The organism is Autumnicola edwardsiae, from assembly GCF_031846505.1.
Taxonomy (GTDB): Bacteria; Bacteroidota; Bacteroidia; order Flavobacteriales; family Flavobacteriaceae; genus Autumnicola; species Autumnicola edwardsiae.
The window spans coordinates 1-23,436 of the sequence record NZ_JAVRHP010000032.1; the positions used below are offsets into that span (position 1 = coordinate 1).

Sequence of the window (23,436 nt, forward strand, 5' to 3'; positions counted from 1 at the left end):
TTTTTCTTCTTGGATTTCTTATCCAGGATATCCTTTACCTCGTCAAGTGTAAGTTTTTGTGCATCTACAGTCTTTGGCAACTCTACTTTGGTTTTTCCTTTTATAACATTGGATCTTCCCCACCGTGCTTTTTCCACGCGGATCCCTTCGTCCTCCCAATTATGGATAACCTTTTCCCGTTCTTTCTTCTTTTTATCTTCTATAAGTGTTTCAATATCTTCTGCTGAAAGATTATCGAAATCGTACTTTTTGTTTACGTTAATAAAGATGCCGTTCCATTTTAAATAAGGACCAAATCGCCCTACACCTTTTTGAACCGGAAGATCTTCATATTCATAAATTGGAGCATCTGCTTTTTCCTTCTCCTTAATAAGCTCCATCGACCTGTTAAAATCTACATTTAACGGATCTTCTCCTTTTTCCAGTGATACGAATTTTTTTCCGAACCTCACGTACGGGCCGTATCGACCGTTATTCACCTCTACATTCTCTCCTTTATACTCACCCAATGTCTTTGGAAGCTGAAAAAGATCCATCGCTTCTTCGTAGGTAACCGAATCCAAGGTCTGATCTGGTCCTAAACTGGCAAATTTCGGCTTTTCATCATCTTCCACAGAACCAATCTGGACCATAGGCCCGAATTTGCCCAATCTCACACTTACTGGTTTCCCACTTTCGGGATCCTCGCCTAAGATACGTTCCCCAACCTCACGATCTGCATTCTTCGCAACGTCCTGCACATGCGGATGGAAATCTTTGTAGAATTCCTTCATCATATGCGTCCATTCCTCGTTTCCTTCTGCGATATCATCGAAATTCTGCTCTACCCTGGCTGTAAAATTATAATCGAGAATATTAGAAAAATGATTTACAAGAAAATCATTAACCACCATTCCGGTAGCAGTTGGAACAAGTTTCCCCTTATCACTGCCCACGGTCTCGGTTAATTTTTCTTCAGAAATTTTATCTTTCTTCAGGATAAGCTGTGCATAATCGCGTTCATTTCCGTCTACAGAGCCTTTATCAATATATTTTCTATTTTGAATTGTGGAAATTGTAGGGGCGTATGTAGAAGGCCGGCCAATTCCCAATTCTTCCAGTTTTTTAACCAGGGAAGCTTCCGTATATCTGTATGGCGGGCGAGTAAACCTTTCTGTGGCAGAAACGTATTCGTTCTCCAGGCTTTCGTTTTTCTTAAGGGCAGGCAACATTCCGCTTTGCTCTTCATCCTCTTCATCAGATCCTTCAAGGTAAACTTTCAGGAACCCATCGAACTTTAAAACCTCTCCGTTTGCAGTAAATTGCTTATCGTGCTTGTCTGCTTCAATCTTTACATTAGTACGCTCCAGCTGAGCCTCACTCATCTGGGAAGCAATAGCCCTTTTCCAGATAAGCTCATATAGTCGTTCCTGATCCCTGTCTGCATTTACAGAATGATTCTCGAAATTTGTGGGGCGTATTGCCTCATGCGCTTCCTGTGCTCCTTTCGATTTTCCTTTAAACTGACGGGTCTTGGCATATTTTTCACCATAAGCCTTAAGTATTTCGTTTTTAGCCCCCTCTCTTGCATCATCAGAAAGGTTTACGCTATCTGTTCTCATGTATGTAATATGACCGGCTTCGTAAAGTCGTTGTGCCATGGTCATGGTTTTACTAACAGAGAAATAAAGTTTTCTGGCAGCTTCCTGTTGTAGTGTAGAAGTCGTAAAAGGTGGCGCGGGAGATTTTTTTGCCGGTTTTGTAGTAAGATCTGCTACTTTGAAATTCGCATTTAGATTTTGCTCCAGAAATTTCTGAGCTTCCTCCTTGGTCTCAAAATTCTTCGGAATCTTCGCCTTAAAAGTCTTACCTTCTTCCGTAGAAAATTCTGCATCTATTCTATACGAAGCTTCGGGAGTAAATTCTGTAATTTCTCGCTCACGTTCTACAATTAACCTTACAGCTACACTTTGAACACGTCCTGCTGAAAGACCGCCTTTCACTTTCCTCCATAGAACCGGTGAAAGTTCGTATCCAACCAGCCTGTCCAGAACTCTTCTTGCCTGTTGCGCATTTACAAGGTTGTAGTCTATCCCTCGCGGATTATCAATAGCTTTTAAAATCGCCGATTTGGTGATCTCATGAAAAACTATCCGTTTTGTTTTATTTTTATCAAGCTTCAGCTCTTCTGCCAAATGCCAGGCAATAGCCTCTCCTTCCCGGTCCTCATCACTAGCGAGCCAAACCATACCGGCATCTTTCGCTAAGCCTTTAAGCTTCCGTACAACATCTTTTTTGTCTTTAGAAACTATATATTTAGGTGTAAAATCTCCTTCAGTATCTACCCCCAGTTCTTTTGTGGGTAAATCTGCAATATGTCCAAAGCTTGAGGCTACTTTAAAATCCTTACCCAAAAATTTCTCAATGGTTTTGGCTTTGGCAGGAGACTCCACAATCACTAAATTCTTTGTCATAAATCAAATATTTATTCGTGCAAAAGTATATCAATTTTTTTTTAACCTAATAAATCTTTGGAATAATCCATTCCAAAACATTTTCAACCTTCAAAATTTTATAACGAAAAAGCCCGCAAAGATGCGGGCCACTAAAACCAAAACAGGAAAAAAACTAGTTCAGATTAAATGAACTTATAAGGTTAATTTCGTTGTTCTTATAATTGTACTGGTGTAGAATATTATCCCCGATCATTAACAACACTTCATCCAAAGGAATAATGTCATAGGTGTTAACATCCTCAAAATGATCTGTGAGAGTAAGATCGGGGGTATTTGTGGTGTTATAAATTTTTAGTCCGGCATCGCCGTCGCACACAAATAATTGATCTTCCCGCACTCCCAGTCCGTAAGGATTCTGCATCTCATAAGTCATTAAGGTCTGCGGATTGGATTTGTCTGCAACATCAATGACTAAAAGTTCGCTCTCCTGCTGTCCGCAAAGATTACCGCCACGAACAGTTACATAAGCTACATCATCCTTTACAACCACAGGGTCGCAACCCAAAACATGCCGAATCATAGAAACAAAAGAAGGAGCTTCAGGATTTTCTATACTGTATATATACATTCCCGTAGTGCTCCCTAAGAAAAGATGGTCGTCCTGATTAAAAATAGTTTCTATATCCCAGCCTACATATTCTTCAAAAACTTTTTGAGGTTGTGAAAGTGCTGCTACATCAAAAACCGAGATGTTTTGCTGGTCTACGACGTACAAATAATCTGAAACTATTTTGAACCTGGCTAAAGAACCTCCCGTGCCAGTGCTGTTACCCCCAGAACTTTCAAGAGCAGCATTATCTACTGTCCAATGGGGCTGTGCAGCCATTTCTATACGTCTTCTCTCCATAGAATATCCAAGGATAACCTCCTGCTCAGGATCAAAACTTTCAGTATCTACAAAAGCAGCCTCTTCAGGAATATTAAAATTAACATTAGAAAAGACATCCTTTGCCCTTTCCACCTGTTTAATATTTTCAATATTGGAAATATCAAAGACCACCAGGTCCATTCCGCTGTCGGCATAGAGCATATCATCTTTTACAGCAATGTCCAGATTCCGCGGAATATTAATATAGTGAATCTTTTCAGGTGCATAAGGATCACGATTGTCTATTACATGTACGCCCTGATATTTATCGTTGACAAAAACATAATCCTTATAAGAATAAATTTTGCCAGCTTCGGTAATCACCCTTGGTTCCTGAATCTCAACAGAAGCTCTAAATTCCGAAATAGACTGTGTGATGGGCACAGCTACTTCATAATATTCTCCTGCCGGTTCTTCTTTTTCACAAGCTGCAAAAAATATAAGAAATAGGGGCAGAAAAGAAAGAAGTGTTCGCTTTTTCATGATGGTTGGTTTCCTAATAGATGCATGGTATAGAAAAAGGTTGCGTGGAAACATGAAAAAAATCACTGTCACTTTGTCATAAATTTGTTTAGTCCTATCTTTGCCCGTCAAAAGACCCAAATTGATTGCTGTATTATGGAGAAGATATTAGACGAGAAACAACAAGGGAATACACTGGTAATAGAGCCCCGCAAAGGGAATAGCCGCAAGCTTTTTATAGAGAGCTACGGTTGCGCGATGAATTTTAGCGACAGTGAAATTGTAGCTTCAATACTTTCCAAAGAGGGTTTCGACACTACTCAGCATTTAGAAGAAGCAGACCTCGTATTGGTTAACACCTGTTCTATCAGGGAGAAAGCTGAACAGACAGTAAGAAAACGCCTTGAAAAATATAACGCAGTTAAAAGGATAAATCCCAAAATGAAAGTTGGGGTGCTGGGTTGTATGGCAGAACGTTTAAAGAGCAAGTTTCTCGAAGAAGAAAAAATCGTTGACCTTGTTGTAGGGCCAGATGCCTATAAAGATTTGCCAAATCTCATCAATGACGTAGAAGAAGGACGCGATGCTGTAAACGTATTACTTTCTAAAGATGAGACCTATGGCGACATCTCTCCTGTGCGGCTGCAGAGCAACGGCGTATCTGCTTTTGTTTCTATTACCCGTGGCTGCGACAATATGTGCACTTTTTGCGTTGTTCCTTTTACCAGGGGCAGGGAACGTAGCCGGGATCCACAAAGTATCGTGGAAGAAGTAAACGATCTGGCCGAAAAAGGCTTTAAAGAGATTACTTTGCTTGGCCAGAACGTGGATAGTTATTTGTGGTATGGCGGCGGATTAAAAAAAGACTTCAAGAATGCCTCGGAAATGCAAAAGGCGACTTCAGTGAATTTTGCAGCTTTACTGAAACTTTGCGCTGAAGCACAACCGAAGATGAGGATTCGTTTTTCCACTTCCAATCCACAGGATATGACTATGGATGTTATCGAAACAATGGCCAACTACAGGAATATTTGTGATTACATTCATCTCCCTGTACAAAGTGGAAGTGACAGAATTTTAAAGAAGATGAACCGCCTGCATACGCGGAAGGAATACTTTGAAATGATCGATAATATCAAAAAACTGATCCCCGATTGTGGAATTTCCCACGATATCATCACCGGATTCCCTACCGAAACCGAAGAAGATCACCAGGACACATTGGAACTGATGGAGTATGTTAAATACCATTTTGGATATATGTTTGCTTATTCGGAAAGACCTGGAACCATGGCCGAACGTAAATTTGAAGATGATGTTCCGGAAGAAATCAAAAAAAGAAGACTTACAGAAATTGTGAACCTTCAGCGTAAACACAGTTTGTATAGAACTCAGACTTTTATTGGAAAGACTGTAGAAGTTTTAATCGAGAAAGAATCCAAGAAATCTGATGCTCACTGGAGCGGAAGAACACAGCAAAGTACAGTAGCCGTTTTCCCGAAGGAAAATTACAAGGTAGGTGATTTTGTAAATGTAAAAATTAGTGACTGCACCAGCGCCACCTTAATTGGCGAAGCCGTGGGGTACAGCCACCTGACTCCCGAAGAGGGAATTGAGGCAACAATAAAATAATCGAATATAAATTTGTAAAAAATGACCTGTTATATTTTTTTCAACTTTTTAAATCACACAGCTCTTATTTCCCCCTTAGGGGGCAAGCGGGCTATTAATCTCCCTTTCGGAAGCTAGGTTATGGAATCGGTACAAGCAACAAAACAAAGGTTCGGGATTATAGGAGACGATCCAAAAGTGAACCGCTCTGTAGAAAAGGCCATCCAGGTTGCCCCAACAGATATCTCCGTTTTGGTAACTGGCGAAAGCGGTGTGGGTAAAGAAAGTATCCCTAAGATAATCCACTCCCTGTCTCATAGAAAGCACGGAAAATATATTGCCGTTAACTGTGGTGCAATTCCTGAAGGAACTATAGATAGTGAACTTTTTGGGCACGAGAAAGGCGCTTTTACAGGTGCCACCCAAACTCGTAGCGGCTATTTTGAAGTTGCCGATGGTGGAACAATTTTTCTGGATGAAGTAGGGGAATTACCACTTCCTACCCAGGTAAGGCTTCTTAGGGTTCTGGAAAACGGAGAATTTATAAAGGTAGGGTCTTCGAAGGTGCAAAAGACAGATGTTAGAATAGTTGCAGCTACCAATATAAATATGTTCGAGTCTATAAAGAAGGAGAAATTCCGGGAGGATTTGTATTATCGTTTAAGCACGGTAGAAATTAATCTGCCGCCACTAAGGGAGCGAAAAGGTGATATCCATTTGCTCTTCAGGAAATTTGCTGCAGATTTTGCGCTTAAATATAAGATGCCAACAATCAGACTGGAAGATGATGCCGTAGATCTGTTACTGAAATACCGCTGGGGAGGTAACATTCGTCAGCTTCGAAACATTGCTGAGCAAATTTCTGTGCTTGAGCAAAAACGAAGCATAAATGCTGAAGATTTAAAGCATTATTTACCCAACATTGGCAGTAACTTGCCCGCGATTATTTCAGAAAAAAGGAAAGAGGGTGATTTTAGTAACGAAAGGGAAATTCTTTATAAAGTTCTTTTTGATATGAAAAATGACCTGAATGATCTTAAAAAGCTTACCCTGAAATTGATGGAAAACGGAGATTCCAAAAAGGTCCAGGACGAGAATGAAGGACTCATTCAGAAGATATATGGTGAAGACGAAGAAGATATAGACGCCGAAGAATTGGAGAATGAAAGAATGGAGGTTTTGCAAATTCCGCAGAACAGCCCTAAATCTGAACTTCAGGAAGCTCGGGATAAATATTATTTTGCCGAAGAAATTGAAGAAGAAGAAACACTTTCTTTGCAGGATAAAGAATTGGAATTAATCAAAAAATCCCTCGAACGGCACGGCGGAAAAAGAAAAGCTGCAGCCGAAGAATTGGGAATTAGCGAAAGAACGCTATATCGAAAAATAAAGCAATACGATCTCTGATTAAAGGTTAAATTAAGTTGCCTGATTTAGAAAGGCACTATTAGCACGAAAATTTATGAAAAAAATCACCATCCTTCTCTGCTCGGTTTTACTGCTGAGTCTTCAGTCCTGCGGAATTTATTCCTTTACAGGCGCGGACACGGGAGATGCAGAATCCTTTCAGGTCAATTTCTTTCAGAACCAGGCAGATCTTGTGGAGCCGGGGATTGACAGGCTTTTTACGCTGTCACTTCAGGATTTAATTCAGAATCAGACAAACTTAAGCCTGGCCAATGAAAATGCAGATCTAATTTTTGAGGGCGAAATTGTGGATTATTACGTGGCCCCCATGACGTCCACCGCAAATAACACAGCCGCTCAAAACCGGCTTACAATTGCCATTAATGTGAGGTATTATAATACACTGGATCCCGAAAAGGACTTTGAGCGTGTTTTCTCTTTTTATTATGATTATCCCGCTACCACACAATTAGTGGGCGGAGACCTGGAAACTGCCCTGGACGAAATTTTTACACGTATCACCCAGGATATCTTTAATGCCGCTTTGACCGACTGGTAATGGATTTAAAGGATTTTACATATTTACTGCAGCACCCCGGCAACGCAACCCGTGAACATACTGCCGAACTGGAAAAAATCCTTCTAAAGTATCCTTATTTCCAGGCGGCACGGGCTCTCCGGTTAAAAGGACTTAAAGAAAACCGCTCTTTTAGCTATAATGCGGCTTTAAAAAAAACTGCAGCTTATACTACAGACAGGAGCGTGCTGTTCGATTTTATTACCTCTCCGGAATTTAATCAGAACCAGATTGCAGAGCAGATTAAAGATCAGGAAAAAAGGCTGAAAGAAATTACAGTCTTTGAAGCTGAAGAGGTGCACGGCAAAAGGAGTATGGCTATAGACGATGCCATAAAAATGAAGCAATCGGAATCTGAAAGAGTGATGGATCCTGCTTTATTTGAAAAACCGGAAATTAAAGAGACACCCGAAAATAGGCAATTATCGGCCAACAGTTCTCCGGAAGAAGAAGAGCTGAAAATAGGAGAACCTTTAGACTTTAATGCTTCAGAATCGCACTCTTTTTCAGAATGGCTCAGGTTAACTTCTGCAAAATCCATTGAAAGAGAGACTTCTTCCGAAGAAAAAACAAATGACAAAGATCAAAAGGAAAATAAAAATCCACAATCGAAAAAGTTTGATCTTATAGACGAGTTTATTTCTAAAAGCCCAAAGATAAAGCCGGGAAAAACTGCCAATAAAACCAATTTGGCAGAAAGGAACGCTGTTACCCCCGAAGCCTTGATGACAGAGACTTTAGCCAAGGTTTATCTGGAACAAAAGAACTACAAAAAAGCCATACAGGCTTACAAAATATTAATTTTGAAAAATCCCGAAAAAAGTGGTTTCTTTGCAGACCAAATTCGGGCAATCGAGAAATTACAAGAAAATAATACTGACTAAGAATGAGCACATTCACAATTTTTTTAGCCTTAATAGTTATAGTAGCATTTTTGCTAATCGTGGTAATTATGGTACAGAATCCTAAAGGAGGCGGACTTTCTTCTTCCTTTGGAGGCGGCGGACAGCAGGTAGGTGGCGTAAAGAAGACCAATGACTTTTTAGATAAAAGCACATGGACCCTTGCTACTTTATTACTTGTCCTTATTTTACTTTCCAATGTAACTATTATGGACGACGGTGCCGGATCTACCGGAGTTTTTGAAAGCGATACAGATGTTGAGATGAATGTACCGCAACCCGTACAACAGCCAGAAACAAATAACGAGTAACATACCATCTCGTTTCATAGAATAAAATGCCAGCTTATGACAAGCTGGCATTTTTTTTTGCCAAATGTCAGTTTTTATGTAGTGGCACAATTTTCGAAATAACCACAGTCGAGTTAAAAAATTAATTAACCTAAATAATATTAAAAATGGGACTAAACATTAAACCGCTCTCAGACAGAGTTCTTATTGAGCCTGCAGCAGCTGAAACACAAACTGCTTCAGGAATTTACATTCCGGAAACCGCAAAGGAAAAACCGCAAAGAGGTAAAGTTGTGGCCGTAGGTAAAGGAACAAAGGATCACGAGATGACCGTAAATGTTGGGGATATGGTTCTTTATGGCAAGTACTCCGGTACCGAGCTTAAGCTTGAAGGTACAGATTACCTAATTATGAGAGAAGACGATATACTGGCAATAGTATAAGCTCTTTTTATTTTTCAGAAAAACTTTAATGATTAACCAATTAGTCCTGAAAATTCAGGATAAAAATTTTTAGAAAATGGCAAAAGATATAAAATTTGACATTCAGGCACGTGACGGAATTAAGCGTGGTGTGGATGCTCTTGCAAATGCAGTAAAAGTTACTTTAGGTCCTAAAGGCCGTAACGTGATTATTAGTAAATCCTTTGGTGCACCAACTGTTACAAAAGATGGTGTTACTGTAGCAAAAGAGATTGAACTTGAAGACCCAATAGAAAATATGGGAGCCCAGATGGTTAAGGAAGTTGCTTCCAAGACCAACGATCTTGCGGGTGATGGTACTACCACTGCAACCGTTCTTGCCCAGGCTATTGTAAAAGAAGGCCTTAAAAACGTTGCTGCCGGTGCAAACCCTATGGATCTTAAAAGAGGAATCGATAAGGCTGTTGAAGCTTTAACTGCAAACCTTAAAGAACAAACTCAAACTGTAGGTGATTCTTCAGAAATGATTAAACAGGTTGCTTCAATTTCTGCGAACAACGACGAACTTATTGGGGAGCTAATCGCCGAAGCTTTTGGAAAAGTAGGAAAAGAAGGTGTTATTACTGTTGAAGAAGCTAAAGGAACTGAAACTTATGTGGATGTTGTTGAGGGAATGCAGTTTGACAGAGGATATCTTTCTCCTTACTTTGTGACCAACAGCGAAAAAATGACTGCTGATCTGGAAGACCCGTACATCCTTATTTACGACAAGAAGATATCTGCAATGAAAGATCTTCTTCCTGTATTGGAACCGGTAGCACAATCTGGAAAACCTCTTTTAATTATTGCTGAAGATGTAGACGGCGAAGCTCTTGCTACGTTGGTAGTAAATAAATTAAGAGGATCTTTAAAAATTGCTGCTGTAAAAGCACCAGGATTTGGAGACCGCAGAAAAGCAATGCTTGAAGATATTGCTATCCTTACAGGTGGAACTGTAATTTCTGAAGAAAGAGGCTTTACTTTAGAAAATGCAACTATCGACCAGTTGGGTACTGCAGAAAAAGTAGCTATCGATAAGGATAATACTACGGTTGTAAACGGCGCAGGAGACAACGAAGCTATTAAAGCTCGTGTGAGCCAGATTAAATCTCAAATTGAGTCTACTACTTCAGATTATGACAGAGAAAAATTACAGGAGCGTCTGGCTAAACTTGCCGGTGGTGTTGCTGTACTTTATGTAGGTGCTGCTTCTGAAGTTGAAATGAAAGAGAAAAAAGACCGTGTAGACGATGCCCTTCACGCAACCCGTGCGGCTGTGGAAGAAGGAATTGTTGCCGGTGGTGGTGTTGCCCTTGTACGCGCAAAAGCAGTACTTGCCAACATTGAAGTCGTGAATACAGATGAAGGTACCGGAGTACAAATAGTAAGCCGTGCAATTGAGTCCCCACTTAGAACAATTGTTCAAAACGCAGGTGGTGAAGGTTCTGTTGTGATTAACAAAGTACTGGAAGGTGAAGGTAACTATGGTTATGATGCAAAATCTGAAACTTATGTAGATATGCTTAAAGCAGGTATTATCGATCCTAAGAAAGTAACCAGAGTAGCGCTTGAAAATGCTGCATCTGTTGCCGGAATGATCCTTACTACCGAATGTGCTTTGATCGACCTTCCTGAAGATAACGCCGGTGGCGGTGGAATGCCAGGCGGAATGGGCGGTGGAATGCCAGGAATGATGTAGTGGCACGGCCACAGAAAATAATTTTAAACCCGCTTCAGTAAAAGAAGCGGGTTTTTATTTTTTAGCCTGATCGTATCAGTATTATATTCGGAAAAAAAGTGCAAAGCTAAAAATGACAATTTTCAACCTGCAGAAGCAAAATTAATCCTGCCTTCTCCTTGTCTTCAGAAAATATTTCGGGTTTACGCCGTATTTCTCCTTAAATATCTTAGAAAAATAACTTCTGTTATTAAGGCCTATTGCAACAACGATCTCAGAGATATTTTTTTCAGAATTCATGAGCATTTCCTTTGCTGCTTCCAGCTTAATATGCTGCATATACTTATTTACAGTAAGATTGTATACATGCTTAAATCCTTCCTGAAGTTTATTTACATTTGTTCCGGCTTCTTTGGCCAGCGCTTCTACCGTTAAATTACTGCCAAGATCCCCCTGTATCCTTTTTGCGACATAGTCTACTTTATCAATATCTGATTTTCGTAAAATCTGCGGCAACCTATCTTCATCTTCATCATCATGGTACTGTGAAATCTGAATAACCAACATTTCAAAGGCCTTTGCTTCCAAAAAAATGGAACGCAGAAACCCAGAAAAACTTTTTTGGTTTATCTCGTCCATAAGATCTGCCGCCTTTATACTGTAATTCCCCTGATAGAAAAATTGCTGACCGGCTACCTCATCTTTAAAAATGTTCGTTAGTGTAGGATCAAGATCCTTAAAATCGTGGTTTGGTCTGCGGCTAAAAACAGATCTTATAATTTCGAGACTGGAAACATGTGTTCGCTGATTAGCCTTAAAATGTAGAACGTGCCCATTATAGCCACTACTGGAAACAATTATATTTTGGTAGGTATCTATAGTATGTATCCTTTCAGAATCCTGAAAAGTGTGCCCTACGCTACCTTCTGAGCAAAAAATGAATTTTAAAGGATGTACCGTATTTAAGGAAAAGCATATTTGAACATCCTCATAAAATTTACAGTTATAGGAAATAAGCCCTATGCCGGATTCAAAACTAGCGCCCCTGATGAATCCCTCACCAAGTGCCTCAGGGATTTCGAGGGTGATTTCTCCACTTCCGTTTTTTGTAGAAGCATTAATAGATTCTGCTATATCCTGGATAATTTCATGTACAGGTAAAGTTTTAACGTCTATTCTCATTTCTATGAGGCCAAGCCACTTATTTAAAGGTCACCGTAAGCCTTTTTTAATTGTTAAGCTATTGTTTTTTCTGAGATTGAAATGTAAATTTAATACTTGCTAACACTTACGGGAATTCTATGAAGAGTTTATTCCTAATAGAACAATACTAGTTGGAAAAACGTTATTTAAAGCTTAAAAGATCTTAAATTTTTAACATTTGGCTTTTAAAGACATATGAACTAAAACTAGCTCGAACCACCGTAATTAATATTAACTAATATGAGATTTTTGGCTGAATAAATGCAGAATTCAGGCGGTAAATTATTTTCTTCTGCTTTTAAACTCAACACCTATTCCTTTGGCTTACATGTTATTAATGATTTAATTGGTTGTTGTTCTGGTGGTTTCTTACATTCTCATCGGGAAGGTAATCAAAAGCATTAATAAAAAAAAAGAGATCTTTCCAGCCTTAAATTTTATTTCCTAAAAAGTTCATTCTTATTCTTTCTTTTCCTAATTATCGTTAATTCCCATTATGCTTCTAATTTCTAAAACTATACCTTCTTTTAAAGTTCCCTATTTTTAATTAACTTCAGGTAAAATGAAATTTAAATTAGCATGAGCACAAAAGATAAAAATTCTGCACCTTATCCTACAGATCGTGATGACAAAAAACATGAGCGAAATCAATCTACCGAAGTAAATCGCTCCAGCAGTAATATAAAAATTATAGGTTTAGTTATTGTTCTGGTAGTTGTCGTGCTTCTCATCCTCGTTTTTGCAGGTATAATTGGCTAATTCGGTTGCTTTTCTTATCACTTTTTCGAAGAGCTCCATATAAACCTTTATATTTATTCCAAAAAGAAGATATGGCTAAAACCTATTACGATCCGGCAGATTTAAGAAAGTTTGGAGAAATTACAGAATGGAGCGAAGAACTGGGATCTAAATTTTTTGATTACTACGGAAAAGTTTTTGAAGAAGGAGCCCTTACCGCCCGGGAAAAATCTCTTATAGCCCTTGCCGTCTCCCACGTGGTTAAATGTCCTTATTGTATAGACGCTTATACAAAAGACGGGCTGCAACGGGGAATTACAAAAGAAGAAATGATGGAAGCCGTACACGCAGGAGCTGCTATAGAAAGCGGGGCCACACTTGTGCATGGGGTCCAAATGATGAATAAGTACAAGAAACTTAGTATGTAATTTCTACTGAAGTTATTCGTCTGAATTACACTGAACACTTTTATTTTTAAGTAACTGACTGATCCTGTATGCCTTTAAAATCACTAAAAGTAAGAGGAGACGATCTCTCCAGTCCTGTAAAACAATTGGAATTTCTAAGCAACGGAATTTTTAAAGATGGGGAACTTCCGCGGTTTAAAGATAAAATTGCAGAAAGCAACAAACTTCCTTTAAAACCCAAAAAGCTGGAAATCCTTCAGCTTAATCTGGGGTATATGTGTAATCAGGTTTGTTCGCATTGCCATGTAGATGCGGGGCCAGATCGTAAGGAGATTATGACGGTAGACACAATGCAGCAATGCCTGGAAGTAATTAAAACAACCGGGGCACATACATTGGATTTAACTGGTGGCGCTCCCGAAATGAACCCTAATTTTCGCTGGTTCGTGGAAGAAGCGTCAAAAGCCGGAATTAAGGATTTTATTGTACGTTCCAATCTTACAATTATACTCGCTAATAAGAAATTCCACGACTTACCCAACTTTTTTAAAAAGCATAACGTTCATGTGATCTCTTCCCTGCCCTTCTATAAAAAGGAGAAAACCGACAAACAACGCGGCAGCGGAGTTTTTGACAAATCGATAAAAGCTTTACAAATGCTCAACAAGGTTGGTTATGCGCAGGAAGGTACAGGCTTAAAATTAGACCTTGTTTACAATCCTTCCGGAGCATTTTTACCTACAAATCAGCAGGCGATGGAACGGAATTTCAAAACTGCCCTTAAAAAGGATTTCGATATTGACTTTAATAGCCTCTTTGCTATTACCAATCTGCCAATAAGCCGGTTCCTGGAGTTTTTAATAGCTTCAGAAAATTATGAAGATTACATGTATGCCCTGGTGGAAGCCTACAATCCTGCAGCTGTAGAAAATGTAATGTGCACCAATACCATTTCCATAAGTTGGGACGGCTGGCTCTATGACTGCGATTTTAACCAAATGCTGGATTTAAAGGTGAACAGCAAAGTGAAGCACATCAGCGATTATAACGAAGACTTGCTTAACAACAGAGAAATTCTAATTTCCCAGCATTGTTACGGTTGTACGGCCGGGGCAGGGAGCAGTTGCCAGGGAACAGTGGCCTAAAAATGGCAATTTTCGATGCAGAAAGATTCAAAAGACAACTTACTCCTCATTTTCACCCGGAATCCGGAGCTGGGGAAAGTAAAAACCCGGCTGGCAAAGGACACCGGCGCCAAAATTGCTCTGGAAATCTATAAATTTCTTCTGAAGCAGACAATTTCGGTTACAAAAGAGCTAAAAATCACCAAAAGAGTCTATTATTCCGAAGAAATTCAGAAAAATGACGTTTGGGATACTTCTTTTTTCGAAAAAAAGCTTCAAAAAGGCAGTTCTTTAGGTGAGCGCATGGAAAATGCTTTTGAAGAAGGTTTTCAGGATGGATATCGAAAAATTGCAATTATCGGTAGTGATTTGTTCGACATTCAGCAAAAAGATTTGGAAGAAGCTTTCTTTGAGCTTCAGAAGAATGAGTATGTAATAGGACCGGCACAAGATGGCGGTTATTATTTTTTAGGGATGAAAAGCCTAAATTCAGCATTATTCAAGAATAAAAAATGGGGAACAAGTTCTGTTCTTCAGGACACATTAAAAAATCTACAAGACTATCAGGTAAAATTGCTTAAGTCCAGGAATGATGTCGATACTTTCGAGGATATTAAAGATCATCCGGCTTTTCAGCAATTTCTGAAATAACAGCATTATGATAAAACAAATAAAAGAATCTACAGACTTTCTTATTTCCCGCGGATTTGCTGCTCCGGAAGTAGGAATTATCCTTGGCACAGGCCTGGGAAAATTAATTGAGGAAATTGAAATAGAAGCCGAAGTGAGCTACAACCATATTCCCTATTTCCCTACTGCGACGGTAGAATTCCACAAAGGAAAACTTATCTACGGAAGCCTGGAAGGGAAAAAAGTAGTGGTTATGCAGGGGCGTTTCCATTTATACGAAGGTTATACGCTGCAGGACGTGACTTATCCTGTGAGGGTAATGAAGCATTTGGGTATTCAGAAATTATTGGTTTCTAACGCTGCGGGATCTATAAACCTTAACTTTAAAAAAGGTGAAATTATGCTTATTGAAGATCATCTTAACCTTTTGGGTGGTTCTCCCCTCGCCTTTTACGGTGTGGAGCATTTGGGAGAAAGGTTTGTAGATATGAGCCAGCCCTACGATCCCGTGATGAACAAAGCTTTAGAAGAAGCTTCTAAAAAGAACAATATTACCCTGCACAAAGGAGTTTATGCCTCGGTGCTTGGTCCGCAACTTGAAACGAAAGCAGAATATCGCTACCTTAAAATTATTGGTGCAGATGCCGTGGGGATGAGCACCGTTCCTGAGGTTATTGTGGCAAATCACCTTAAAATTCCGGTTTCGGCAGTTTCTGTAATTACAGATGAAGGAGATCCCGACAACCTGGAGCCGGTGAACATCCAGGATATCATTGCTATGGCCGAAAAAGCCGAACCTAACATGATTAGCCTTTTTAGGGAAGTAATAAAAGATTTATAAGAAATGAGTTACCTGGAAACCACCCGAAATGTATACCGCGATGCTGCACTTACTCCAGATGTTGGGCTATGTTGCACTACAAATCCCATTTGGGAACTACCCGGATTAAAAATCCCGAAGATCATGCAGGAGATGAATTACGGCTGTGGCAGTACGGTTCATCCCCGTGATCTTTCCAACAACCCAAAGATTTTATATGTTGGTGTTGGCGGCGGAATGGAACTGCTTCAATTCGCCTATTTTTCCAGAAAAAATGTCGGTGTTATTGGAGTGGATTCTGTAGATGAAATGCTTGAGGCTTCCCGGAAAAATTTCGAAGAAGCCGAACTTCAGAATAATTGGTTTAAAAGTGATTTTGTAGAACTGAAAAAGGGTGATGCGCTGGATTTACCAGTGGCGGACAATTCTATAGACGTTGCCGCCCAAAATTGTCTCTTCAATATTTTTAAAACCGAAGATCTTAAAAAAGCGCTGGAAGAAATGTACCGTGTGTTAAAACCGCATGGCAGATTGGTAATGAGCGATCCTACCTGCGAACAGCTAATGAATGACGAACTGCGGAATGACGAGCGTTTAAGGGCTTTATGCCTTAGCGGCTCACTTCCGCTTAAAGAGTATATAAAAGCGCTGACAGATGTGGGCTTCGGGACTATAGAAATACGTGCAAGAAAACCTTATCGCATTCTCGATCCTAAACATTATCCTACAGAGGAGTTAATTTATATAGAATCTGTTGAAGTAGCGGCTATTAAAGACCCTATGCCAGAAGACGGACCTTGTGTTTTTACTGGAAAAGCTGCAATTTATTACGGAGACGAGGATTACTTTGATGACAAAAAAGGCCATGTATTGTTGAAAAACCAGCCATTGGCAGTTTGTGACAAGACAGCGGCAGCACTGGCAGATTTAAACAGGAATGATATTTTTATCAGCGATTCTACTTTCCATTATGATGGCGGAGGTTGTTGTTAGTGGTTTTCATTCCTTAGACCTATTTAGTTTTTGATTAGCACCTCAAACCTGACAGGTTTTCGAAACCTGTCAGGTTTAAACATCTGAATATCAAAATAATGTGTTGTATAAACGATTTTTATTTAAATTACAATTGTAATGATCACAAAATTATGAAGCTAAATGGATAAACTCGAAAATGATTTCTTCTACCACATCTACAATAGGGGAAATGATAAACAGGATGTTTTTCTTGAAAAAGAAAACTATTCTCATTTTCTAAAACTTTTAAAAAAGCACATTATACCTGCTGCGGATGTTTATTCCTACTGCCTGCTCACAAATCACTTTCATATTCTGGTGAGAATTAAAGAAGAAGCTATACATCCATCAAAGAACTTTTCGAACCTTTTCAATGCATATACAAAAGCCTTAAATAAAAAGTATAACAGAACCGGAAGTCTCTTTCAGCGACCATTCAAACGAAAAAGAGTAACGAATGAAGATTATCTGAAACACCTAATAGTCTACATTCACCTCAATCCTGAAGCACATAATCTAATTGATGATTTTCAGGATTATCCTTATTCTTCTTTTTCATCTCTTTTAAGCGTTAAAGTAACTTCTTTGGCAAGAGCAGAAGTCATGAATTTGTTTGACAATAAAAGTAACTTTGAGTTTGTTCATCGCAATTCCAAAACGATAAATATTGAGGTATTAAAAGCAATTACTTTTGAGTAACTAACCGTAGTCAAACCTGACAGGTTTTCGAAACCTGTCAGGTTTAAATTCATGTAAGTCAACCTTGATACAATTGGTGATCAGAATTAACTTTTGCAATTTTAAAAATCATTCAATTCCCAGTTATATTCATAAAACCCGGTATTCTTTCTTTCGGAAATTTTGCTTGTCCGGAATTGATTTATGTACTGAATAAAGCTTTTTCCGTCCTTTGTAAAATCCTCTTTGTACCACTTAAATATTTCCGAAAGCAATACTTCACCTTCCCTTACTTTAATAAAGGCGGGATCGTTTAAAGTTTTTATAGTCTGCTCCTGAAGTTGCTGCTCTAAGGTTTCCGGCTTATAAGCTTCAGAAATTAAGGGCGGACAACTTTTTGCGGCACAAACCAAAGCAAAATGAAAACGTTCTTCTGAAGGAAAATTTCCAAAAAGCAATTCGTGTTCAATTTGATCCAGCGTAACAGATTGTAATGCGAGGCTATGTGGCTGCTTATCAAAAAAACCTTCGATGTCCAGCGGAGATTTAACCGGATATTCTTTTACAATACCGTCTATCACCGAAAGATTATAAGCATTGGTCCAGAAAGCTTTATAGACCTCCTCCTCTTCAGGATTGGCCTTAAAACGTTTCGCAAGGTTGAGCAGCTGATGGAGGTCTTCAGGATTTTCTTTAATTTCGCCGTATTTCACCTTGCCGTCTTCAACATAATTCTGAAAAAAATTGTCGGCTTTTGTAAAAAATTCGGATGTATCTTGCGCTGAAAGAACTGCGGAAAACAGCAGGATCAAAAAGGTTAAATGCTTCATCAAATCTTAAAATTAAGGTTATTCGAACTTTTGCGTCTAATTTTTTATACTTTCAAGAATCGAACCATCCTTTAAACCTCCTCAAACTATAAAAAATATGGAGCACATCGTCATAATAGGTAATGGAATTTCGGGGATTACTGCAGCCAGGCATATAAGGAAGCACTCTCAGAAGGAAATCACCGTTATTTCTGACGAAAACGAATATTTTTTTTCGCGTACGGCGCTTATGTATGTCTATATGGGGCATATGAGATGGGAACACCTGGAGCCTTACGCCGACTGGTTTTGGGAGAAAAACAGGATCAATTTAAAATCGGCGCGAGTAGAGAAAGTAGATTTCGATTCCAAAAAATTACAGTTCTCCTCTGGAAGTTCTTTGCGCTATGACAAACTTGTTCTTGCCACCGGCTCTGTCTACAACAAATACGGTTGGGAGGGAGAAAATCTGCAGGGCGTGCAGGGATTGGTAACTAAACAGGATCTTGAATTACTCGAAAAAAACTCAGCACAATGCAAGCATGCGGTCATTATAGGCGGCGGATTAATTGCTGTTGAACTGGCAGAAATGCTGCGCACCAGGAAAATTGAAGTGACTATTTTAATACGTGAAAAAGCTTTTTGGGGAAACGTCCTACCTGCTAACAACGCGAAAATGATTTCTGATCATATCGCATCCCACGGAGTAACTTTGCGCCATAAAACCGAATTGGATAAAATCCTGCCGGACGAAAATGGACAAGTACGAGCAGTCACCACTAAAAGCGGGGAAGAAATTGAATGTCAGCTTGTAGGCCTTTGCGCCGGCGTAAAACCGAATATCGACTTTTTGCGGGATACAGGGTTGGAAATAGACAAAGGAATTTTAGTAAATAATTATTTAGAAACCAACATTCCCCATGTTTACGCCATTGGTGATTGTGCGCAGCAACGGGAAGTCATTGGCCAGCGAAAAGCTGTGGAAGCCGTCTGGTATACCGGAAGGATGATGGGCGAAACGCTTGCACAGACGCTGACGGGGAACAGGATAAAATATAATCCCGGAAACTGGTTTAACAGCGCTAAATTTTTTGACATTGAATACCAAACTTATGGCTGGGTCTGGGCTGAACCTAAAGAAAAGGAACAGCATTTTCACTGGCAGCATAAAGACAACACGAAAGCAATTACGATTGCTTTTGACACCGAAACCAGTCAGTTTCTCGGGATAAATACCTTCGGAATAAGGATGCGTCATGAAGTTTTTGACCGCTGGTTAAATGAAAAAAGGAGCATTGGCTATGTCCTGGCTAACCTTAAAGAGGCTAATTTTGATCCTGAGTTTTATACCCGGCATGAGAAGGAGATTTTTCGAAGTTTTAAGAATGAGTTGGTGAAGGCATAATAAACTAAAAAAAACAATGAGCGACAAAATACATCACAATATGGCCCTCACGGGAGAACCGCCGGAAACTATTTCCACTACCCAAAAGGTGGCTTCGGGAATAGGGCTTACCGGTTTGTTTATTCTCCTGCTGGCGGTTTTCAACGTTAATTTCCCCAACAAAACCCTCTTTCTGAGTTTAGCTATTGGGCTTATTGCAACCGGCACAATTATTTTTGCCAATGATGCTTATCTCGGCAAACATGCCGGAATAAAAAACGACGGACTCTGGTTTAAGCCGCTCACTTCCCGCGGACTCTGGGCCTGGGTTCTCGGCCTGGGATTAACTATCTTTTACATCGTGCTCTACTGGTTTCCGCAATATCTCGGATTAAATGCTGACGGTGAAAATACAGGAGTCGTAGCTCTTTTTGATCCTTTAAGTCAGCTAATTAGCGGCCAACCCGCCAGCCAGTGGTTTGTTTACGGAACACTCTATACTTTGGCAATTTTGGTTTTTGGCTATAAATTTATTCTGAAATACCGCCACAACCGCTACGAAGTACTGCGTACCTTTTCTGTTATGTTCTTTCAGCTTGGTTTTGCGTTTCTAATTCCGGAAATCCTGATGCGGTTAAATCAGCCGTATTTTAATCCGGCCAACATCTGGCCGCTTAATTACGATCTTTTTGCAGATTATAAGCTGGAAGGATTTTTTTCCGCAGGAAATGTAGGTTTATTTATGCTTTTCTTCGGGGTTGCTTCTGTATTTATAATTACCCCCATCCTTACCTACAAATATGGCAAACGCTGGTATTGTTCATGGGTTTGCGGCTGTGGCGGGCTCGCAGAAACTGCCGGCGATCCTTACCGTCACCTTTCAGACAAATCACTGTCTTCCTGGAAGTTTGAACGTTGGATCATTCACAGTGTCTTAGTGTTTGTTGTGGTAATGACCATCGCGGTCGTGTATAGTTTTTTAAGTGAAAACCCTTCAGAAACATGGCTTACCAGAGATGTTTTTCTTTGGGGATCGGCGGGATTTCTTACGCTTCTGTTCGCACTTATTATGATCTTTAAAAGGGATCAACTGGCCAAAGATGCCAAATATGCCGCTGTAGGCTTCCTCGTGGTGATTTTGGCAATTATCAGCATCAATTATTTTAGCGGCAATAGTAATATCTTCTTTTTCCATGGAGGGCAACTGCGCGAGTGGTACGGATTTTTAATAGGCGCTGTTTTCTCGGGGGTTATTGGTGTGGGGTTTTATCCAATTTTCGGCAATCGCGTCTGGTGTCGTTTTGGCTGCCCAATGGCCGCAGTTTTAGGAATGCAGCAGCGGTTATTTTCCCGTTTCAGGATCACTACCAACGGCGGACAGTGTATTTCCTGCGGAAATTGCTCTACTTACTGCGAAATGGGAATAGACGTTAGGGCCTATGCTCAAAAAGGAGAAAACATAGTTCGTTCCAGCTGTGTAGGCTGCGGGATTTGCTCTGCTGTTTGCCCACGTGGAGTCCTAAAGCTTGAAAACGGACCTCAGGATGGCCGCATTAATTCTGAAGAAGTCCTTTTAGGAAACGACGTAGACCTTATGGATTTGATCAATCAAAAAAGCAGGTAATCTGGCACTAAAACCTTTTATTTGCTGAAAATTGCTGCATGGTTTTATATATAATGCCGAAAATTGCCATTTTTGATGCCTCACCTGATTAAAGTTATTATTCCTGCCTACAACGAAGAAGCCTCTATAGGGAAAGTAGTCGCCGAGGTGCCCGGGTTTGTAGATGAAGTAATTGTGGTGAGCAATAACTCTACAGATGATACCAAAAAGAACGCAAAATCCGCCGGGGCCACTGTAATTTCAGAAAAAAAGAAGGGTTACGGCTATGCCTGTCTGAAAGGCATGGAATATATTAAAAAACAGTCCTTCGACAGGCTCAGGAAACCCGATATTGTGGTTTTTTTAGATGGCGATTACAGCGATTATCCTTCAGAATTGGCAAATATCGTCAAGCCTGTTATAGAAGAAAATGTAGATTTTGTGGTTGGTGCAAGAGTCAAAAAGTGGCGTGAAAAAGGTGCGATGACATTTCCGCAAATCTTTGGAAACTGGCTCGCTACCTCCCTAATGAAGCTTTTCTTCAATGCAAAATTTACAGATCTTGGGCCATTCCGGGCAATAAAATATAATAAGCTTCTGGCTCTGAAGATGCAGGACAAAACTTATGGCTGGACCATAGAAATGCAGCTAAAAGCACTCCGGCAAAACCTTTCTTATACCGAAATTCCTGTACACTATAAAAACCGCATTGGCATTTCAAAAGTTTCAGGGACCGTGAAAGGTGCTATCTTTGCAGGAGTAAAAATTTTAAGTTGGATTTTTAAATATAGCTTCAAGTAATGGATTTGGCAATTATCATCCTTTATACACTGGCACTGCTGCTCATTTTCTTTTACAGCATTTCGCAGCTTCAGTTACTGCTGAATTATCTGAAAGCAATAAAAACGGTAGATGAATCTGAAGTATTTGATTTTTCCAATACTGAAGAGATTCCGTTTGTAACCATTCAACTCCCGCTTTATAATGAAATGTACGTTGTAGAACGTCTTCTGAAGAATATAGCTGAAATTGAATATCCTTCAGAAAAACTTGAAATCCAGGTTCTGGACGATTCCACCGACGAATCTTTAGCAAAAACTGCTGAAATTGTTCGAAAACTGCAAAAAAAAGGACTCGATATTAAGCACATTACCCGTACAAATCGTACCGGATTTAAAGCCGGAGCTTTAAAAGAGGGGCTGGAAATCGCAAAAGGAGAATTTATCGCCATTTTTGATTCAGATTTTATGCCGAAAAAAAATTGGCTTCTTAAAACCGTTCCGCATTTTAAGGATCCCAAAATTGGGGTGGTACAAACCCGCTGGGGACATTTGAATCGTGACTATTCTATACTTACGAAAATCCAGGCTTTTGCGCTCGACTTCCATTTTATCCTGGAACAAACCGGCCGAAACTTTGGGAATCATTTCATAAACTTTAACGGGACCGCCGGAATCTGGCGAAAACGCTGCATCCTGGAAGCCGGAAACTGGAGTGGCGATACGCTTACCGAAGACCTGGATTTAAGTTACAGAGCGCAACTTAAGAACTGGAAATTCAAATATCTTGAAGAAGTTGAAACCCCTGCCGAACTCCCCGTGGTAATGAGTGCAGCAAAATCCCAGCAATTCCGCTGGAATAAAGGTGCCGCCGAGAATTTCAGAAAAAACTACTGGAAAATTTTCAAAAGCAAAACGGTTTCGGGAAGAACTAAATTCCACGCATTCTTCCATTTATTGAATTCCAGTATGTTCCTGATCGTTCTTTTTTTGGCCGTATTAAGTGTTCCTGTCCTTTTTATTAAAAATAGCAATCCGCAGTTTAGCTGGTTTTTTAACGTTATCGCTTTCTTTGCGGTTAGCACTGTTATTTTCTTCTTTTGTTATTACGTGGCCTATTCAAAAATCCACGGAAGAGGAATTAAAAGCTTTTTTGGATTTGTTGGGATGTTTTTTACCTTCTTTTCTGTTGCTATGGGATTCTCTTTGCACAACTCAATTGCGGTTTTGGAAGGCCATCTCGGGAAAAAATCAGCTTTTATAAGAACCCCAAAGTTTAACCTCGATTCGCTTAAGTCTACAATCCAGAGCAATAAATACATCAGGAAAAAAATTTCAGCAAATTTAATTATCGAGTTCCTGCTGTTTCTCTATTTTGGTTTTGCTATTTACAGTGCTTTTGCACTCAATGATTTCGGACTATTAATTTTTCATTTAATGCTCTTTGCAGGCTTTGGATTCGTGGTTTTTAAATCGATACAAATTCCATAGATCTC

At 39.7% G+C, this 23,436-nt stretch carries 22 protein-coding genes; 18 read left to right on the forward strand and 4 right to left on the reverse strand.

Annotated elements, in window-relative coordinates; genetic code table 11:
* Together topA and RM529_RS07940 are read right to left on the reverse strand one after the other, a co-directional pair.
* The coding region (gene topA / locus RM529_RS07935) for a type I DNA topoisomerase (RefSeq protein WP_311484272.1) at positions 1-2,453 on the reverse strand (2,453 nt) is incomplete at its 3' end.
* Between the two features lie 154 nt (positions 2,454-2,607).
* Complete coding sequence (locus RM529_RS07940) at positions 2,608-3,846, reverse strand: LVIVD repeat-containing protein (protein ID WP_311484273.1); 1,239 nt, start codon at positions 3,844-3,846, stop codon at positions 2,608-2,610.
* A gap of 135 nt (positions 3,847-3,981) precedes the next feature.
* Here RM529_RS07940 and miaB point away from each other — a divergent pair, with 135 nt between their 5' ends.
* The 7 genes from miaB (at position 3,982) to groL (ending at position 10,772) form a co-directional block, all read left to right on the forward strand.
* On the forward strand, positions 3,982-5,457 hold the full coding sequence (miaB, locus tag RM529_RS07945; RefSeq protein ID WP_311484274.1) for a tRNA (N6-isopentenyl adenosine(37)-C2)-methylthiotransferase MiaB: 1,476 nt from the start codon (positions 3,982-3,984) through the stop codon (positions 5,455-5,457).
* 120 nt (positions 5,458-5,577) lie between these two features.
* Complete coding sequence (locus RM529_RS07950) at positions 5,578-6,843, forward strand: sigma-54 interaction domain-containing protein (protein WP_311484275.1); 1,266 nt, start codon at positions 5,578-5,580, stop codon at positions 6,841-6,843.
* Positions 6,844-6,898: 55 nt separating this feature from the next.
* A complete protein-coding gene (locus tag RM529_RS07955) occupies positions 6,899-7,402 on the forward strand; it encodes an LptE family protein (RefSeq protein ID WP_311484276.1) in 504 nt (167 codons plus the stop codon).
* A complete protein-coding gene (locus RM529_RS07960) occupies positions 7,402-8,304 on the forward strand; it encodes a DUF8458 domain-containing protein (RefSeq protein ID WP_311484277.1) in 903 nt (300 codons plus the stop codon). The genes RM529_RS07955 and RM529_RS07960 overlap by 1 nt, the downstream gene beginning before the upstream one ends.
* Positions 8,305-8,306: 2 nt before the next feature.
* The gene (gene secG, locus RM529_RS07965; protein ID WP_311484278.1) at positions 8,307-8,633 is read left to right on the forward strand and encodes a preprotein translocase subunit SecG; all 327 of its coding nucleotides are present in this window, start codon (positions 8,307-8,309) and stop codon (positions 8,631-8,633) included.
* A 146-nt stretch (positions 8,634-8,779) separates the two neighbouring features.
* Positions 8,780-9,055, forward strand: coding sequence for a co-chaperone GroES (locus RM529_RS07970; RefSeq protein ID WP_311484279.1), 276 nt, complete (start codon positions 8,780-8,782; stop codon positions 9,053-9,055).
* Positions 9,056-9,131: 76 nt separating this feature from the next.
* Entirely contained in the window at positions 9,132-10,772 is a 1,641-nt protein-coding gene (gene groL, locus RM529_RS07975; protein ID WP_311484280.1) for a chaperonin GroEL, read from the forward strand.
* A gap of 141 nt (positions 10,773-10,913) precedes the next feature.
* On the opposite strand, the gene RM529_RS07980 is transcribed toward groL, so the two are convergent.
* Positions 10,914-11,933, reverse strand: a complete 1,020-nt coding sequence (locus tag RM529_RS07980; protein ID WP_311484281.1) for a helix-turn-helix domain-containing protein — start codon at positions 11,931-11,933, stop codon at positions 10,914-10,916.
* Positions 11,934-12,533: 600 nt separating this feature from the next.
* Between RM529_RS07980 and RM529_RS07985 the strand changes: the two genes are divergently transcribed.
* From RM529_RS07985 to RM529_RS08015, 7 genes are all read left to right on the forward strand, one after another.
* Complete coding sequence (locus tag RM529_RS07985) at positions 12,534-12,713, forward strand: hypothetical protein (RefSeq protein WP_311484282.1); 180 nt, start codon at positions 12,534-12,536, stop codon at positions 12,711-12,713.
* Between the two features lie 71 nt (positions 12,714-12,784).
* Entirely contained in the window at positions 12,785-13,120 is a 336-nt protein-coding gene (locus RM529_RS07990) for an arsenosugar biosynthesis-associated peroxidase-like protein (RefSeq protein ID WP_311484283.1), read from the forward strand.
* 68 nt (positions 13,121-13,188) lie between these two features.
* Entirely contained in the window at positions 13,189-14,244 is a 1,056-nt protein-coding gene (gene arsS, locus RM529_RS07995; protein WP_311484284.1) for an arsenosugar biosynthesis radical SAM (seleno)protein ArsS, read from the forward strand.
* A gap of 15 nt (positions 14,245-14,259) precedes the next feature.
* Positions 14,260-14,874 (forward strand): TIGR04282 family arsenosugar biosynthesis glycosyltransferase, encoded by a 615-nt coding sequence (locus tag RM529_RS08000; protein ID WP_311484285.1) that lies wholly within the window; start codon positions 14,260-14,262, stop codon positions 14,872-14,874.
* A gap of 7 nt (positions 14,875-14,881) precedes the next feature.
* Complete coding sequence (locus tag RM529_RS08005) at positions 14,882-15,694, forward strand: purine-nucleoside phosphorylase (protein ID WP_311484286.1); 813 nt, start codon at positions 14,882-14,884, stop codon at positions 15,692-15,694.
* A 3-nt stretch (positions 15,695-15,697) separates the two neighbouring features.
* Entirely contained in the window at positions 15,698-16,666 is a 969-nt protein-coding gene (arsM, locus tag RM529_RS08010; RefSeq protein ID WP_311484287.1) for an arsenosugar biosynthesis arsenite methyltransferase ArsM, read from the forward strand.
* A gap of 162 nt (positions 16,667-16,828) precedes the next feature.
* On the forward strand, positions 16,829-17,386 hold the full coding sequence (locus RM529_RS08015) for a transposase (RefSeq protein WP_311484288.1): 558 nt from the start codon (positions 16,829-16,831) through the stop codon (positions 17,384-17,386).
* 101 nt (positions 17,387-17,487) lie between these two features.
* On the opposite strand, the gene RM529_RS08020 is transcribed toward RM529_RS08015, so the two are convergent.
* The gene (locus tag RM529_RS08020) at positions 17,488-18,195 is read right to left on the reverse strand and encodes a DUF547 domain-containing protein (RefSeq protein WP_311484289.1); all 708 of its coding nucleotides are present in this window, start codon (positions 18,193-18,195) and stop codon (positions 17,488-17,490) included.
* A 97-nt stretch (positions 18,196-18,292) separates the two neighbouring features.
* On the opposite strand from RM529_RS08020, the gene RM529_RS08025 reads away from it, so the two are divergent.
* The 4 genes from RM529_RS08025 (at position 18,293) to RM529_RS08040 (ending at position 23,431) form a co-directional block, all read left to right on the forward strand.
* Positions 18,293-19,579, forward strand: a complete 1,287-nt coding sequence (locus RM529_RS08025; RefSeq protein WP_311484290.1) for an NAD(P)/FAD-dependent oxidoreductase — start codon at positions 18,293-18,295, stop codon at positions 19,577-19,579.
* 16 nt (positions 19,580-19,595) lie between these two features.
* Positions 19,596-21,182 (forward strand): 4Fe-4S binding protein, encoded by a 1,587-nt coding sequence (locus RM529_RS08030; protein WP_311484291.1) that lies wholly within the window; start codon positions 19,596-19,598, stop codon positions 21,180-21,182.
* A gap of 75 nt (positions 21,183-21,257) precedes the next feature.
* Positions 21,258-21,962 (forward strand): glycosyltransferase family 2 protein, encoded by a 705-nt coding sequence (locus tag RM529_RS08035; protein WP_311484292.1) that lies wholly within the window; start codon positions 21,258-21,260, stop codon positions 21,960-21,962.
* Positions 21,962-23,431 (forward strand): cellulose synthase family protein, encoded by a 1,470-nt coding sequence (locus tag RM529_RS08040; protein ID WP_311484293.1) that lies wholly within the window; start codon positions 21,962-21,964, stop codon positions 23,429-23,431. Before RM529_RS08035 ends, RM529_RS08040 begins: the two co-directional genes overlap by 1 nt.
* Positions 23,432-23,436: the final 5 nt, after the last annotated feature.